The following is a 15,640-nucleotide window of genomic DNA, read 5'->3' on the forward strand; positions in this document are numbered from 1 at the left end:
TAGTTCCCCCTCTCCTTTCGGAGAGGGGCTAGGGGGTGAGGCGACTAGAGCTAAAGGCTACGTCGTAGCCCAGGCCCGGTCGCCTTTTTTGTAGGGCACGTTGCCGTCGTATTTGCCGGGGACGGGGAGGTAGCGCAGGGCTTTGGTGGCGCCGGGCTCGGAGGTGAAAAAGCCCAGCAGCGTCAGCTCCTTCACCATGCGGAAGTAGTGGTTGGGCTGCTCCGGGGTTTTGGCCTTCTCGTACTGCTTCATTTCCTTGTCGAGGGCGGTGAGCAGGGTGGTGCGCTGCGCGGCATCCAGGGCCAGAAAGTCCTTGCCGCCGCTTTTTTTGGCCGCATCCTCCAGCTTAGTCAGGCCGTCGAGGAAGATTTTCTGCTCTTCCGGCTTGTAGCAGTCGCGCACCATCACGGCCATGAAGCCGCCCACATTGGCCTCCTTGGCCCCCGGGGTTTTGGTGGCCGGCAGGATAGTTTCGCCTACTTCGTTGAGCAGGTTGATTTGCTGGGCGTTCAGCACCTCGGCCAGCTTTTCGGGCTTGGCCGGGGCGGTTTTGGCTTTGGTAGCGGTCTTCTTGTCGGTGTCGGCGGTGCAGCCGGACAGGAAGTAGTCGGCTCCGATGAGCGTGCCGCCCATGAGGAGGGCTACGCGGGCTACGGCGTCTCTTCTGTTCATGATGGGCGGGGTTAGACGTTCTGTTTTTTCAGCTCGCGCACGGCGTGGTCCACGGCGCGGGCCGTGAGGGCCAGGTAGGTGAGCGAGGGGTTCTGGCAGGCCGCCGAGGTCATGGCTGCGCCGTCGGTTACGTACACGTTGGGGGCGTCCCAGACCTGGTTGTACTGGTTGAGCACCGAGGTTTTCGGGTCGCGGCCCATGCGGGCGGTGCCCATTTCGTGGATGCCGCCGCCCAGCGTGTAGCCGTTGTTGTAGGTCCTCACGTTCTTCACGCCGGCCTTTTCCAGCATTTCCTGGGCATCGGCCATCATGTCGATGCGCATTTTCTGCTCGTTGTCGCGGATGCTGGCATCCATCACCAGCACCGGCAGGCCCCACTTGTCTTTCTGGGTTTTGGAGAGCGAAATCTGGTTGTCGTGGTAGGGCAGCGTTTCGCCGAAGCCCATGATTCCCATCGTCCAGTCGCCCGGCTCGGTCAGTGCGTCCTTGAAGTCGCCGCCGATGTTCATCTCGGCAATTTCGCGGCCCCAGCCCTCGCGGCCGGCCCCGCCCTGGTAGCCGAAGCCCCGGATGTAGTCGCGCTTGTCGCCGAACAGGTTGCGGTAGCGGGGTACGTAAATGCCGTTGGCGCGACGGCCGTACACGTACTTGTCTTCGTAGCCGGGCATTTCGCCGGAGGCCCCGGCCCGGAAGTGGTGGTCCATCACGTTGTGGCCCAGCTCGCCACTGCTGCTGCCCAGGCCGCCGGGCCACACGTCGGTGGCCGAGTTCATCAGCACCCAGGCCGAGTTCAGGGCCGAGGCGTTCAGGAAGATGATTTTGGCGTAGTACTCGTAGGTCTGGTTGGTTTCGGCGTCCAGGATTTCCACGCCCTTGGCCCGCTTGGTGTCCTTATCGTAGAGGATGCGCGTGACGATGGAAAACGGCCGCAGCGTGAGGTTGCCGGTCGCCACCGCCGCCGGCAGCGTGGCCGACTGCGTGCTGAAATACGCCCCGAACGGGCAGCCCAGCCAGCACTTGTTGCGGTACTGGCAGCTCACGCGGTTGTTATGGTTCTGAGTGATATTGGCCGTGCGGCCGATGATCATGCGGCGGTGCTCGTAGTGTTTTTTGAGGCGGGCCGCCACGTCCTTCTCCACGATGTTCATCTCCATGGGCGGCATAAAGTCGCCGTCGGGCAGCTGGGGCAGGTTCTCGCGCGAGCCGCTGATGCCGGCAAACTTCTCGGCGTGGCTGTACCACGGGGCCAGGTCCTTGTAGCGGATGGGCCAGTCCACGGCAATACCGTCTTTGGCGTTGGCCTCGAAATCATAGTCACTCAGGCGGTACGACTGCCGGCCCCACATCAGGGAGCGGCCGCCCACGTGGTAGCCCCGGAACCAGTCGAAGGGCTTGGCCTCCACGTAGGGGCTTTCCTTCTCATTTACCCAGTAATCCAGGTTGCTTTCGTTGAGGGTATAGTCGCGGCTCAGGACCGGGTGGTCCTTGATCATCTGCTGCGTTTTGCCGCCCCGGTGCTCGTATTCCCAGGGGTTCTTGTTGGCATTCACGTAGTCCTTGATGTGCTCAATGTTGCGCCCCCGCTCCAGCATGAGGGTTTTCAGGCCCTTCTCGGTTAGCTCCTTGGCCGCCATACCGCCCGAAATGCCGGACCCAATGACAATGGCGTCATACGTGTTCTTTTCCATAGAATGTGGTGGGATGAGGGTAGGCGGATGAAGGCAGAGTATTTACCAGAACGTCATTCCGAGCGGAGCCGAGGAATCTCGCCGGCGGGTAATCAAATTACTTTGGCAACGTCAGCACGCGAGATGCTTCGCTCCGCTCAGCATGACGCTCTTCTGGACCTACACCAGGCTGCGCTTGATGTAGCTGATGCTTTGCTGGATGCTGTCGAAGGGCGAGCCGGGGGTCTGGTCCTGCTCCACGAAGAAGTGCCGGAGGCCCGCCGTTTTGGCCTGGGCGAAGATGCGCTTGAAGTCGATGGAGCCGTTGCCGACTTCCGTGAAGCTGTGCGGCGGCGTTTTGGCCATGTCCTTCACGTGCCAGAGCGGGAAGCGGCCGGGGTTCTTGCTGAACAGCGCTACCGGGTCGTGGCCGGCTTTGGTGGCCCAGTACAGGTCCAGTTCCATCTTCACCAGGTCCTTGTCGGTGGTGAGCAGCACGTCGTAGGGCAGCTTGCCATCCTGAGCCACAAACTCGAAGTCGTGATTGTGGTAGCAGAGCTGGATGCCGGCTTTTTTGCACCGTTCCCCGGCCTTGTTCAGTCGCTCGGCCAGCAGCTTGTAGTGGTCGAGGCTGCCGCGCTCCGACTCGGTGAGCCAGGCACACACCATGTACTTGATGCCCACCTGGGCCGCGTCGTCCACGGCCTTGTCCCAGCCGTGCAGAATGGTGCCGGCCGTGGGCTGGCCATTGTTCTGCTGCTCACCCAACAGGTAATGGCTGCTGGGCATCCGCAGGCCGGCTTTCTTGAGCACCTGAGCAAAAGCGGCCGGCGTCATGTCGTAGAACTTCAGGCTGCCCGTGTAGGTGGCGCCTTCCACGGTGGTGTAGCCCATCTTGGCCACCTGCGCCAGCGTGCCCACCGGGTCTTTCAGCATGGCGTCGCGCAGGGTGTAGAGCTGCAGGCCGATGTCGGTCGGGCCCTTGGCCAGCAAAGCGGGAGAGGCGAGCACGCCGGCGGAAAGCAGCGCGGCAGATTTCACGAAGGCACGACGGGAGTGGAGCATAACGGCAGGAATGGGGCGGGAGACAGAACTGCGCTTTTCCGGATAGACGCCTGCCTTTGCGGGCGGGCGCCGACGGCCTTGTGGGAAGCCGTTCCGGACTTTGTCACTTGCGGGCAGACAGCGCACATGCTGCCTGGCACTCAGAGCGAGTAAGTTACAAGTTGTTCTCACTAAACAAAATGCAGCCAGCGCGTTAGTTTACCAGCCCAACGGCCGTTACGGCATGGGGGGGCTCCAAACTCCCCTTTTGGGAGCCGGCAAGGACATACTTTCTCTGCCCGAACCAGCGAAAGTCCGGGCGCAATCGATTGTTAAAACACTATATTAAGAACCGATCAGCAGCACATTTCCGGCGCCGGCGCCCTTCTTCCGGCAGCGAAACCGGGGCCGCAGCGCGAGGCTGGCGGCGGTTATACATATCCAGCTGAACGGCCTTTGCTGAAGTCCGGCCCCGGCTAGCGCGCTTCCTGCAAATGCTGCACGTTCAGGAAGCTGCGCACCGTAAAAAAGGAGCCGGTGTAATCGAGCTGGTAGAGGCCCAGGTTGTGGTGCTCGAAGTAATCCATCTGGCTCAGAGGATAGTTCAGCAGCTGGCACAGCAGCACCCGCATGGCGCGGCCGTGCATGCACACAAGCACCGTTTCCTCCTCGGGCCGGCTCAGCAAGAGCTCCACGAACGGGCGCTGGCGGGCGGCCACCTGCTCGGGACTTTCGCCGCCCTCCAGGCGGGAAGTGGTGTGGCCGGCCCGCCAGTCCTGGAGCACGCGGTGGTATTCCTCGTCTTCCTCGGGCGTGATGCGGGTGCCTTCGCGGGTGCCCCAGCTGATTTCGTTCAGGCCCGCGTGCTGCTCGTGGGGCAGGCCCAGCGCCAGAAATCCGGCCACCGACTCGTGGGTGCGCCGCAGCAGAGAGGTGTACACTTTCTGGAAGGGCACGTGCCGGTAGGCCGCAAAAAAACGGGCCGCCTGCCGCCGCCCAGCCTCGTTCAGGGAGGAGTCGACGCCGCTGCCCTGCACGATGCCGCGCAGGTTGTAGTCGGTTTGCCCGTGGCGAATGAGGTAGATTTTTTTGACGCCCATTTTCCCGCTAGTTTTGCTGTTTGCCCCGTTAAAGTACGGTCTTTTTACCCGGATGCCTGTCGTTACGGCCACTTTTGCCGTAGTAAATGGCCCGGCCGGCCGGCCAATCGGGCAGCTGGCCGGTTGTGCAACCAAACTATGCCTGGCGCCGCCGCCCGGTCCTTCTCCCCCGCCCTAGCTTACTTCCCGCATGACCCTGGAGCAACTCAACCAGTGGGTATCCACCCGCCCCACCCTGGCCGACGTGCTGGGCATTAAACTGACGGCCCTTACCCCCGACTACCTCGAAGGCCGCATGCCCGTGGACGGGCGCACCCACCAGCCCATGGGCCTGCTGCACGGCGGCGCCTCGGTGGCCCTGGCCGAAACCCTGGGCAGCATTGCCGCCCACACCCGCCTGGCTGACCCCACCAAACAGGCCTGCGTGGGCCTCGAAATCAATGCCAACCACCTTAAGGGCGTGCGCGACGGCTACGTTATCGGGCGAGCCTCCGCCCTTCACGTGGGCCGCAGCACTCAGGTCTGGGAAATCCGCATCACCCACGAGCAAACCGGCGCCCTGGTCTGCATCAGCCGCATTACCATGTCGGTTATCGATTTGAAGTGAGAAGAAACGCTCCAACGGCGTCGCCCGCACGGTTCAGTAGGCCAGGGTTTAAACCCTGGCCTACGGAGCGGGGGCGTTAACTCTGGCATCCGGATTTACCGTTGCGGTAAAGATGCTTCGGCTGCGCGGACATAAGTTGAAGCATGACAATGTTGTTATACTTCAACTTATGCCTCAACCAACTTCGCCCCGCCCTCATCTCCCTACTTAATACTCAATACTCACTACTCAATCATGCTCCAACCCGTTGCCTGGAATCCTGACCTGACGCCGCCGGAGCGGCTGCGGCAGCTGGTGGCGCTGGCCCTGAGCAGCGGCCGGCCGGTGGCCCTGTGGCGGCTGCCCGGGGCGGCCCAGGCCCGGCTCTGCCTGAGTCTGCGGGTAGAAGCAGCCTACGTGGGGCTGCCGCCGGTGCTGGAGGCCGCCGCCCCGGCCGGCTTCGCCTTCTTCCCCTTCCAGGAATCCGACCACAACCCGCCCCTATTCCTGCCGGCCGATGTGTATTTCGACCTAGCCCGCCCCGAGGAAGTATGGGTGAGTCCGGCCGCCGCCGCCCGCCTGCCCGAGCTGCGGCAGCGGTTCGCGGCCCTGCCCCGCCCCGCTCCCCTCGACTGGCACGTGCGGCCCCGGCATGCCCCCAAACCCGCCTCCCGCACCGAGTACGAGGCGCTGGTGGCGGCCGGGGTGGAGGCCATCCGGAGCGGGCGGGTGCAAAAGGTGGTCTCGAGCCGGGCCGTGCAGCGGGAGCTGCCCGCCGGGTTTGATGCGCTGCGGGCCTTCGGGGAGTTGCAGCAGCGCTACCCCAACGCCTTCGTGTCGCTGGTGAGTGCGCCGGGGGCGGGCACCTGGCTGGGCGCCACGCCCGAGGTGCTGGCCGAGGTGGGCGAAGACCAGGTGTTCCGGACGATGGCCCTGGCCGGCACCCAGCCTTTGCTGCCCGGAAACCGGCCCAGCGAGGCCATCTGGCGGCAGAAGGAAATTGAGGAACAGGCCCTGGTGGCGCGCTACATCGTCAATTGCTTCAAGCAGCTGCGCCTGCGTGAGTACCAGGAAACCGGCCCGCGCACCGTAGTGGCCGGCGACGTGCTGCACCTGCGCACCGACTTTGCCGTGGACCTGCGCAACGTGCCCTTCGCCTCCCTCGGCACCGATATGCTGCGGCTGCTGCACCCCACCTCGGCCGTGGGCGGCATGCCCCGGCAGGCGGCCCTGGATTTTATCCGCGACCACGAGGGCTACGACCGCGCCTACTACGCCGGCTTCCTGGGGCCCGTAAACCTGCCCGCGCCCGGCGCGGCCCGCCTCTACGTAAACCTGCGCTGCCTGCAGCTGCGCCCCGGTCAGGCCGTGCTCTACGCCGGCACCGGCCTCACTCCCGACTCCGACCCGGCCCGCGAATGGGAAGAAACGGAGCTGAAGCTACGCACCGTGGGCGCGGTTTTGGGATGAATGCGTATCAAAAACCGGGTCATGCTGAGCATGACAGTTCTTTCAATACTCCCGAAAATTCCCCATGTCCACTCTGCAAGCCGTCCATAACATCCCCGAAATCTGCGCGCAGCTGGGCATTACCGACGTGGTGTTGTCGCCGGGGAGCCGGTGCGCGCCCCTGACCATTGCCTTCGCCCGCCACCCTGCCATTACGGTGCGCACGGTGCCCGATGAGCGGGCCGCCGCCTTCATTGGCCTCGGGCTGGCCCAGTCCCAGCGGCGGGCCGTGGCGTTGGTCTGCACCTCCGGCACGGCGGGCCTCAACTACGCCCCGGCCGTGGCAGAAGCCTTTTTCCAGCAGATTCCGCTGGTGGTGTTCACCGCCGACCGCCCCCCGGAGTGGATTGACCAGCTCGACGGCCAGACCATCCGCCAGACCAACCTCTACGGCGTGCACGCCAAGGGCGCCTTCACCTTTCCCACCGACACCACCCACCCCGACGCCCGGTGGCACGCCGCCCGCCTCGTGAGCGAGGCCATCACCCTGGCCGAGCAGTTTCCGGCCGGGCCGGTGCAGGTGAACGTGCCGCTGCGGGAGCCGTTCTACCCTAAGGCCGACGAGGAGCTGACCTTCGGGCCGGTAAAAGTAACGCGGGAGCTGCCCGGCCGCCCCCAGTTGCCCGCCGCCGTCCTGCGGGAGCTGGCCGATACCCTGCGCGCCACCAGCCGCGTGCTGGTAGTGGCCGGCCAGCACCCCGCCGATACAGACTTGCAGCTCGCCCTGCACCAGTTTGCCGCCGCCTGGCAGGTACCGGTGGTGGGCGACCTGATTGCCAACCTGCACCAGCCCGCCGCCGCCAGCTACGACCAGCGCCTGCTCCCCCTGGGCCGCCAGGATGTGTTCATGGCCGTGCCCGAGGCGGGCCTCAAGGAGGCCCTGCGGCCCGAGCTGCTCATCACCTTCGGCCAGTCGCTCATCTCCAAGGCCCTCAAGCTCTACCTGCGCCAGCACCGCCCGGCCCAACACTGGCACATCCAGGCCGCCGGTCCCGTCGCCGACACTTTCCAGGCCTTGACCCAGGTGGTGCGCCTGGAGCCCGCGGACTTCTTCGCGGCGTTGACCTCACCCCCCAACCCCCTCTCCTCAGGAGAGGGGGAGCCTGACATCAACAGCCCTAAAGCAGTCCGTCAGAACATTCCCCCTCTCCCCGAGGAGAGGGGGGCGGCCCCGGAGGGGTCCCGTGAGGTGATGCCCCAGGATGCCACCCGCGTGGCCCCGCGGCCCCGCCTGACCTGGCCCGTATCGGCGGAGGGCGGCACCGAAAAAGCGGCTTACCTGCGCCCCTGGCTGGCGGCCGAGAACTGGGCCACCGGCTTTTTAGCAGAGTTCATGCAGCGGCCCGACCAGCCGTTCAACGAGTTTTCGGCTATTCACAGGGTGTTGCAGCAGCTGCCCGCGCGGGCGGCCCTGCACCTGGCCAACAGCATGGCCGTGCGCTACGCCAACATTCTGGGGCTGCCGGCGGGCCACGCGGCCGAAATCTTCGCCAACCGGGGCACCAGCGGCATTGATGGGTGCACCAGCACGGCCGTGGGCAGCGCCCTGGCCCGGCCCGGGCGGCCCACCGTACTGCTCACCGGCGACGTGGCCTTTTTCTACGACCGCAACGCGTTCTGGCACAACTACCCGGTGCCCAACCTGCGGGTGGTGCTGCTCAACAACCACGCGGGCGGCATTTTTCGCCTCATTGAGGGGCCCCGCCAGCAGCCGGAGCTGGAGGAGTTTTTCGAGACACGCCAGCCGCTCACGGCCGCCAATACGGCCCGGGATTTTGGGCTGCGCTACTTCCCGGTGGCGGATTTTTCTGAACTAGAGTCGGTGCTACCGGTTTTCTTTGCAGCGGAAGGCGGCGCGGCCCTGCTCGAAATCACCACCGACAGCCCGACCAATGCCGCCTTCTTCGACCATTACCGGAACGCGGTAAAATCGTCCTTTTCCTAACTGACCTCTTACGCTGACGAAGCAAGCATCTGCCCACGGCTGCTTTCGTTGGCTTATTCCCCACCTTGCGGCGCGGACGTGGTAAGATGCTTCGCTTCGCTTAGAACGCCCCCCTTTTATGGCTGAACAAATCACCTGGACTCCCATCAAGGAGTTTAAAGAAATCCTCTTCACCCAGCACGGCGGCATTGCCAAAATCAGCATCAACCGCCCCCAGGTGCACAACGCCTTCACCCCGCTCACGGTGCAGGAGATGATTGAGGCCATGCACATCTGCCGCGACCGGACCGATATCGGGGTGGTGATTCTGACGGGCGAGGGCGGCAAGGCCTTCTGCTCGGGCGGCGACCAGAGCGTGCGTGGCCACGGCGGCTACGTGGGCGACGACGCCGTGCCCCGCCTCAACGTGCTCGATCTGCAGAAACTCATCCGCTCCCTGCCCAAGCCCGTCATTGCCATGGTGGCCGGCTGGGCCATCGGGGGCGGCCACGTGCTGCACGTGGTCTGCGACCTGACCATTGCCGCCGACAACGCCCGCTTCGGCCAGACCGGCCCGAAAGTGGGTTCGTTTGATGGCGGTTTCGGTGCCTCTTACCTGGCGCGTATCGTGGGTCAGAAGAAGGCCCGCGAAATCTGGTTCCTCTGCGACCAGTACGATGCCCAGGAGGCCCTCGACATGGGCCTGGTGAACAAGGTGGTGCCCCTGGCCGAGCTGGAGGCGGCTACCGTGAGCTGGTGCCACAAAATCCTGCAGAAGAGCCCGCTCTCACTGCGGATGCTCAAATCCAGCTTCAACGCCGAGCTCGACGGCCAGGCCGGCATTCAGGAGCTGGCCGGCAACGCCACCCTGCTTTACTACCTGAGCGAGGAAGCCAAGGAAGGCCGCAACGCCTTCGTGGAGAAGCGCCAGCCCGACTTCGACAAGTATCCCAAGTTCCCGTAACCGGAGCGGCATCTGGTCACCGAAAGAACCGGCCAAGCTGGCTTCTGCGGGCTTTTTTACGCCTTTTTCACCCTCGTCCGTCTCTTGTATTTACCTGATGAAATCCTTATTGCTCCTGCTGCTGCTCAGCACGGCCCCGGTCACTGCAGCGCTGGCCCAGTCGGCTCCCAAAGCTGCGGCCACCCCCGATAAAACCCAGCCGGTGCAGGTGGTGGAGGCCGCCTGCGGGCAGTGCCGCCTGGACCTGCCGGGCAAAAGCTGCGACCTGGCCGTACGCATCGAGGGCAAGAGCTACTTCGTGGACGGCACCACCGTGGACTCCCACGGCGACGCGCACGCCGCGGACGGGTTCTGCCAGAAAATCCGCAGAGCCGAGGTGCAGGGGCAAGTGGTGAACGACCGGTTTGTGGCTACCTACTTCCGGCTGTTGCCCGAAACGGCCCGGTAACCGGCGCGCCGGATTGATTTACCGAGTAAAACGCCGCGCCACCCGGGAAGGGGTAGCGCGGCGTTTTGGCAATGCACGAGCCGGCAAGGAGTGGAATCAGGGGCCGCGGCCGACGTGGGAGGTGCCATGTAGCCGGGTGTTTTGCTTGCCTCGGCTTCTGGAATAGGGCCGCTACCACAAATTTATTCTCGTGCCTGTTGCCGGCAGTAGCCCCCACCCCCATACAGACCAAGGCCCGTCCGTGCAGCGTTGCGGACGGGCCTTGTTGGCGGACGAATACAGCCGAACGACGTGCCGAGCTTGCCGGGGACGGACGTGCTGCCGGGTCTTGCGGCCCTAAAAGATGGAGCCCAGGGCGCGGCAGGCCTCGCACCAGCCGTAGAAGTCGCGCATGCGCCGGTCGTGGCGCTCCTGCTTGCGGCGCAGGCGTACGGCCTCGGCGGCGGCGCGCAGGTCGGTGAGGCGGTGGCGGACGGTGAGGTAGCGGCGGAAAACGAAGGTGCGGGCCAGGGCAAACGGACTCACGGGCTGGGCAGACATGGCGGGGCGCGGTTGGTGAAAAGCTTAAGATACGACTTTAATCCCCTCATTGTCAAGTCCAATTGCGCCACCAGCCGCCCCAACACAACCCGGCGGTTGGGGTTGTGGTTGTTTCTGGAAACCTTTGCGCCCAGACCTCCTGCTTCTTCCCAGCCCCCTGCCCATGCCGGCTCCCGATTCCAGCCCCCTGCTTCCCGATTCGCTGCTGCTCAACGGCCGCGAGTTCCGCTACGCCGACATCCGGCAGTACCCTGCCAACGCCCCCCGGGACCTGAACGGCTACGAGGCCCGGGTGCTGGATTTCGTGCGCCAGTGGCTCAACGGAGCTCAGGAATTCGGGTTGCGCACCTCCGGCTCCACCGGCCAGCCCCAGCTGGTGCAGATGAAGCGCCGCCAGCTCGAAGCCTCCGCCCGCCGCACCGGCGACTACTTCGACCTGGGGCCCGGCGACCGGATGCTGGTGTGCCTGAACTGCGAGTTTGTGGGCGGGCTGATGATGCTCGTGCGCGGGCTGGAGCGGAATATGCACCTGACCATTGTGGAGCCCCAGGCCGACCCGCTGGCTTTGGTGCCCACTGCGGCCGAGTTCGACTTTGCTTCCTTCGTGCCCCTGCAGCTGCGGGCCGTGCTGGCCGCCGGCCACGCCCCGCGCCTGAACCGGATGCGCGCCATTCTGGTGGGCGGGGCGGCCGTGGAGCGCAGCCTGGAGCGGGAGCTGCAGGCGCTGCGGGTGCCCCTCTACCTCACCTACGGCATGACGGAAACGGCCTCCCACATTGCCCTGCGCCGCCTCAACGGCCCCCAGGCCCAGGCCAGCTACCGGGTGCTGCCCGGCGTTACGGTGGGTCAGGATGCCCGCGGCTGCCTCACCGTACGCGCCGACGTAACCGATAACCAGCTCATCACCACCAATGACCGCATCACGCTGGCCGACGACGCCCAGACGTTCGAGTGGCTGGGGCGGGTTGATTTCGTGATTAACAGCGGGGGCGTGAAGGTGCAGGCCGAAAAGGTGGAGCAGGTGCTGGAAGTGGCCCTCACGGAGCTGGGCCTGCCCCACCGCGCCTTCGTGGCCGGCCGGCCCGACAAGCGCCTGGGCGAGCAGGTCACCGCCTTCCTCGAAGGGCCCACCCTCCCTGAGGCTCAGCAGCGCCAGCTCCTGGCCCTGCTGGGCGGCCGCCTTGCCAAGTACGAAGTGCCCCGGGAGCTGGTGTTCCTGCCCGCCTTCCGCACCACTGCCTCCGGCAAGCTCGACCGCCCCGCCACCCTGCGCAGCCTGAAGCGGTAACCGGGGGTCCAGGGGGCTGAGAGGCTAGAAGAAGTCCTGTCATCCTGAGCATTCCGCGCATCAAGCGGCGACGAAGGACCTTGTATCCCAACAGCAGGTGGTGCAAGGTCCTTCGTCGCCGCTTGATGCGCGGAATGCTCAGGATGACAGTTTTTGTCTTGTACCCCCAGACCCTCAGTCCCCCATTACCCCAGTCCCTAGCAATTGTGAAATTATCCGTTGATTTGTACAAGTTCCTTTTCTAGTTCCCCGTTCATGACTCCCACTCGCTTCTCGGCGGCGGTGCTCCTGTTGCTCACGCAACTCGGCAGCGGCTGCGCCAGCACTTCCACCACAACCACCCCACCTACCGCCGCCGTCAGCACCGCCACGGCCGATGCCGTGAACCAGCTGGGCGCGGCTACGGCCGCCGCCCCGGCGGTACCTGCTCAGCCGCCCTTCAAAGTGGTGCTGGAGCAATTCGCCGACCTGCGCATTCTGCGCTACCAGGTGCCCGGCTTCGAGCAGTTGGAGCCCCGCCAGAAGGAGCTGCTGTACTATCTGTACGAGGCGGCCCTGAGCGGGCGCGACATCATTTACGACCAGAACTACAAGCATAACCTGCGCGTGCGCCGCACCCTGGAGGCCGTGTGGCAGGCCAACGAGGACCGTCGCACCGCCAGCACCAACCAGACCCAGATCGACCAGGCCGAGAAGTTTGCCACCTATGCCAAGCGCGTGTGGTTCAGCAACGGCATCCACCACCACTACAGCACCCGCAAGTTCGTGCCCGAAAGCACGCCGGCTTACTTCCGGGAGCTGATTTTCGCCACCGACTCCAAGCTGCTACCCCTGGAAAAGGGCGAATCGGTGACCAAGTTTCTGGCCACGATGACGCCCATTATCTTCGACCCCACCGTGGCCCCCAAGCGGGTGAACCAGGAAGCCGGCCAGGATTTGGTGAAGACCTCGGCCACCAACTTCTACGAAGGTGTTTCGCAGGCCGAAGTAGAGTCGTTTTACAAGAAGAAAATCAATCCCAAGGACGCCACGCCCATTTCCTACGGCCTGAACTCCAAGCTGGTGAAGGACCGTCAGAACCGGATTACGGAGCGCGTCTGGCGCACCGAGGGCATGTACGGCGAGGCCCTGACCAAGGTGGTCTTCTGGCTCAAGAAGGCCATGGACGTGACCGACACGCCCGAGCAGAAGCTGGCCCTGCAGAAGCTGGTGGAATTCTACCAGACCGGCGACCTGAAGAAGTGGGACGAGTACAACATTGCCTGGGTGCACGATACCAAGTCGCGCACCGATGTGGTGAACGGCTTTATTGAGGTCTACGGCGACCCGCTGGGCTACCGCGCCAGCTACGAGTCGGTGGTGTCGTTCAAGGATCTGGAGGCCACCAAGCGCATCCAGGCCATCGGCGACGAGGCCCAGTGGTTCGAGGACAACTCGCCCATCAAGCCCGAGCACAAGAAGCAGAACGTGGTGGGCATCACGGCCAAGGTGATTACGGTGGTGGTGGAAGGTGGCGACGCGGCCCCCGGCACGCCCATCGGCATCAACCTGCCCAATGCCACCTGGATTCGCAAGGAGCACGGCTCCAAATCGGTGAACCTGGGCAACATCGTGGATGCCTACGGGGCGGCCGACGCGGGCGGGATGCTGGAGGAATTCGCCTTTGATGAAGCCGAGCAGGAGCGGGCCCGGCAGTATTCCGGCCTGGCCGGCAAGCTCCACACCGACATGCACGAGGTCATCGGGCACGCCTCGGGCCAGATCAACAAGGGCGTGGGTACGCCCAAGGAAACCCTGAAAAGCTACGCCTCGGCCCTGGAAGAAGCCCGCGCCGACCTCGTGGCCCTTTACTACCTGCCCGACCCCAAGCTGGTGCAGCTGGGCGTGGTCCCCTCGGCCGACGTGGCCAAGGCCGAGTACGACAGCTACATCCGCAACGGCCTGATGACCCAGCTCGTGCGCCTGCAGCTGGGTGAAACGGTGGAAGAAGCCCACATGCGCAACCGCCAGATGGTGGCCAAGTGGGCCTTCGAGAAGGGCAAAAAGGACAACGTGATTGAGCGCGTGACCCGCGAGGGCAAAACCTACTTCCGCGTGACCGACTACGAGAAGCTGCGCGGCCTGTTCGGGCAGCTGCTGCGGGAGCTGCAGCGCATCACGAGCGAGGGCGACTACGCGGCCGGCAAGGCCCTGATAGAAACCTACGGCGTGAAAGTAGACCCTGTGCTGCACAAGGAAGTGCTGGCCCGCTACCAGAAGCTGGGCATTGCCCCCTACGCCGGCTTCGTGCAGCCCCACCTTACCCCCGTCATGCGCGACGGTCAGATGGTAGACGTGAAGCTGGACTACCCCGCCAGCTTCAGCGAGCAAATGCTCGACTACGGCCGCAAGTACAAGCTCCTGCCGAATTTCAACTAGGGTTTTGAGGGTCTGGGGGTCTGGGGAACTGAGTTGGTATATATTCATTCCCCAGACTCTCCGCTTCCCCCGCAACCCAGTTCCTCGAAACCCAGACCCTCAGTTCCCCACAACCCCATGAAATACCTCTTCTCCTTCCTGCTGCTGGGCGCCAGCCTGGCGGCCGGTACTACCGCCCTGGCCCAAACGGCCCCGGCCAAGCCAGCCGCCGCGCCAGCCACGGTGATGGTGCAACCCGCCCGCTACGAATACTGCGAGCTGACCCACGTGGGCGTCATCAACAGCGGCACCGGCACCCCCGACAAAGGCAAAACCGAGGACATCTACGTGGATTTCGGCTACGGCTACGAGAAGCTGGGCGGCTCGGAGCAGATGAAGCGCGAGGCCGGCCGGCTCGAAGTATTTGCCACGCCCATCAGCGCCATCAACTACATGGGTGGCCTGGGCTGGGAAATCGTGCAGATTCTGGAAACGCCCGTCAACAGCCGCGCCGCCGCCGATGCCAGCCGGTACGTGCGCCGCTACGTGCTGCGCCGCGCCCTCTCGGCCAAAGCCCTCACCCCCGGCCGGTAGCGGGGAATGCGTGACTCGGTGAATGAGTGAAGTGGCGAATGAGTGAGCTGGGGAATGGACCTGTCATCCTGAGCGGAGCGAAGGACCTTATCAAATAGAAAAGAGTCGTTATAAGAGCCTTTTTTACGGGATAAGGTCCTTCGCTCCGCTCAGGATGACAGGTCCATTCCCCAGCTCACTCATTCACTCTTTTCAGCCCTTTCTGGGTGAAGAGCCGCTCCCGGCCGCGCACAACTTTGTGCAGGTCGCCGAGGAAGAGCTTGACGCGGGCGAAGAAGATGTAGCCGCTGATTTCGTCCGCGGGCTTGGGGCCGGAGGCGAAAATCTGCCGGTAGCCGGTGCCCGCGCCCAGCCCTACCCACCGGAACACGCGGTAGTGGGCGGCTACCGAGGGCTCCACCAGGTACAGGATTTCGGAGGGCGTGCGGTACACGCCCCCATCGGGGTAGGAATACTTGGTATAGTAGCTCCCGATGCCGATCTGCAGGGGCGTGCTCAGCTCCCAGCGGCGGTTGCCAATGAACACGTATTCGCCGTAGCCGGCCAGGTAGCGGAAGCGCACTTCGTCGCGGGTACCGGGGGGCGTGCCGACGGGTTGCGCCGCCCGGGTGGGCACGCCCCCCGAGAGGCGGTACACGCCCAGGCCCGCCCGCCAGCGCCCCCGCCACTCCAGCCCGCCTTTCACCCCGTTGATGCCCACCACCTTGCCATTGAGAATGGAGAAGCGCTGGTCGAACTGAAAAACGGGCCGCCGGTGCCCATTGCGCACAAACGTGGTGTCGAACCGGGCAATAACGGTGGCGGCCGCCGGCCGGGCGGCCAGCCAACCAGCCGTCAGCAACGGCACTACAACAACCAAACGGGCAACTTTCACGGGGCAAAGGTAGGGGCAGAGGCGGGAGCGGCG

14 protein-coding genes are annotated in these 15,640 nt (G+C 64.6%); 8 read left to right on the forward strand and 6 right to left on the reverse strand.

All coding sequences use genetic code 11. The features are described from left to right. Positions 1–57: 57 nt before the first annotated feature. The 4 genes from KLP40_RS10795 to KLP40_RS10810 form a co-directional block, all read right to left on the reverse strand. Complete coding sequence (locus tag KLP40_RS10795) at positions 58–672, reverse strand: gluconate 2-dehydrogenase subunit 3 family protein (protein ID WP_215593789.1); 615 nt, start codon at positions 670–672, stop codon at positions 58–60. An 11-nt stretch (positions 673–683) separates the two neighbouring features. After that, the gene (locus tag KLP40_RS10800) at positions 684–2,360 is read right to left on the reverse strand and encodes a GMC oxidoreductase (RefSeq protein ID WP_215593790.1); all 1,677 of its coding nucleotides are present in this window, start codon (positions 2,358–2,360) and stop codon (positions 684–686) included. A gap of 159 nt (positions 2,361–2,519) precedes the next feature. Then, a complete protein-coding gene (locus KLP40_RS10805) occupies positions 2,520–3,404 on the reverse strand; it encodes a sugar phosphate isomerase/epimerase family protein (RefSeq protein ID WP_215593791.1) in 885 nt (294 codons plus the stop codon). A gap of 455 nt (positions 3,405–3,859) precedes the next feature. Further along, positions 3,860–4,483, reverse strand: coding sequence for a histidine phosphatase family protein (locus KLP40_RS10810; protein WP_215593792.1), 624 nt, complete (start codon positions 4,481–4,483; stop codon positions 3,860–3,862). A 190-nt stretch (positions 4,484–4,673) separates the two neighbouring features. Between KLP40_RS10810 and KLP40_RS10815 the strand changes: the two genes are divergently transcribed. From KLP40_RS10815 to KLP40_RS10835, 5 genes are all read left to right on the forward strand, one after another. Next, a complete protein-coding gene (locus KLP40_RS10815) occupies positions 4,674–5,090 on the forward strand; it encodes a PaaI family thioesterase (RefSeq protein ID WP_215593793.1) in 417 nt (138 codons plus the stop codon). A 234-nt stretch (positions 5,091–5,324) separates the two neighbouring features. Further along, positions 5,325–6,539 (forward strand): chorismate-binding protein, encoded by a 1,215-nt coding sequence (locus tag KLP40_RS10820; RefSeq protein WP_215593794.1) that lies wholly within the window; start codon positions 5,325–5,327, stop codon positions 6,537–6,539. A 64-nt stretch (positions 6,540–6,603) separates the two neighbouring features. Then, positions 6,604–8,523 (forward strand): 2-succinyl-5-enolpyruvyl-6-hydroxy-3-cyclohexene-1-carboxylic-acid synthase, encoded by a 1,920-nt coding sequence (gene menD / locus KLP40_RS10825; protein WP_215593795.1) that lies wholly within the window; start codon positions 6,604–6,606, stop codon positions 8,521–8,523. A 118-nt stretch (positions 8,524–8,641) separates the two neighbouring features. Beyond that, positions 8,642–9,466, forward strand: a complete 825-nt coding sequence (menB, locus tag KLP40_RS10830) for a 1,4-dihydroxy-2-naphthoyl-CoA synthase (RefSeq protein ID WP_215593796.1) — start codon at positions 8,642–8,644, stop codon at positions 9,464–9,466. A gap of 97 nt (positions 9,467–9,563) precedes the next feature. After that, on the forward strand, positions 9,564–9,914 hold the full coding sequence (locus KLP40_RS10835) for a DUF6370 family protein (RefSeq protein WP_215593797.1): 351 nt from the start codon (positions 9,564–9,566) through the stop codon (positions 9,912–9,914). Between the two features lie 336 nt (positions 9,915–10,250). Here KLP40_RS10835 and KLP40_RS10840 read toward each other — a convergent pair whose 3' ends face one another. Continuing rightward, positions 10,251–10,454 carry a hypothetical protein gene (locus tag KLP40_RS10840; RefSeq protein WP_215593798.1) on the reverse strand — a complete coding sequence of 68 codons (204 nt, stop codon included), beginning with the start codon at positions 10,452–10,454 and terminating at the stop codon, positions 10,251–10,253. A 163-nt stretch (positions 10,455–10,617) separates the two neighbouring features. Between KLP40_RS10840 and KLP40_RS10845 the strand changes: the two genes are divergently transcribed. The 3 genes from KLP40_RS10845 to KLP40_RS10855 all read left to right on the forward strand — a co-directional run bounded on the left by KLP40_RS10845 (position 10,618) and on the right by KLP40_RS10855 (position 14,733). Next, positions 10,618–11,742, forward strand: a complete 1,125-nt coding sequence (locus KLP40_RS10845) for an AMP-binding protein (protein WP_215593799.1) — start codon at positions 10,618–10,620, stop codon at positions 11,740–11,742. A 255-nt stretch (positions 11,743–11,997) separates the two neighbouring features. Then, on the forward strand, positions 11,998–14,160 hold the full coding sequence (locus KLP40_RS10850) for a dipeptidyl peptidase 3 (RefSeq protein ID WP_215593800.1): 2,163 nt from the start codon (positions 11,998–12,000) through the stop codon (positions 14,158–14,160). 117 nt (positions 14,161–14,277) lie between these two features. Further along, a complete protein-coding gene (locus KLP40_RS10855) occupies positions 14,278–14,733 on the forward strand; it encodes a hypothetical protein (RefSeq protein ID WP_215593801.1) in 456 nt (151 codons plus the stop codon). A gap of 175 nt (positions 14,734–14,908) precedes the next feature. On the opposite strand, the gene KLP40_RS10860 is transcribed toward KLP40_RS10855, so the two are convergent. After that, complete coding sequence (locus KLP40_RS10860; RefSeq protein ID WP_215593802.1) at positions 14,909–15,607, reverse strand: hypothetical protein; 699 nt, start codon at positions 15,605–15,607, stop codon at positions 14,909–14,911. Positions 15,608–15,640 lie beyond the last annotated feature (33 nt).

The sequence above is a fragment of the Hymenobacter piscis genome (genome assembly GCF_018760735.1).
Classification (GTDB): Bacteria; Bacteroidota; Bacteroidia; order Cytophagales; family Hymenobacteraceae; genus Hymenobacter; species Hymenobacter piscis.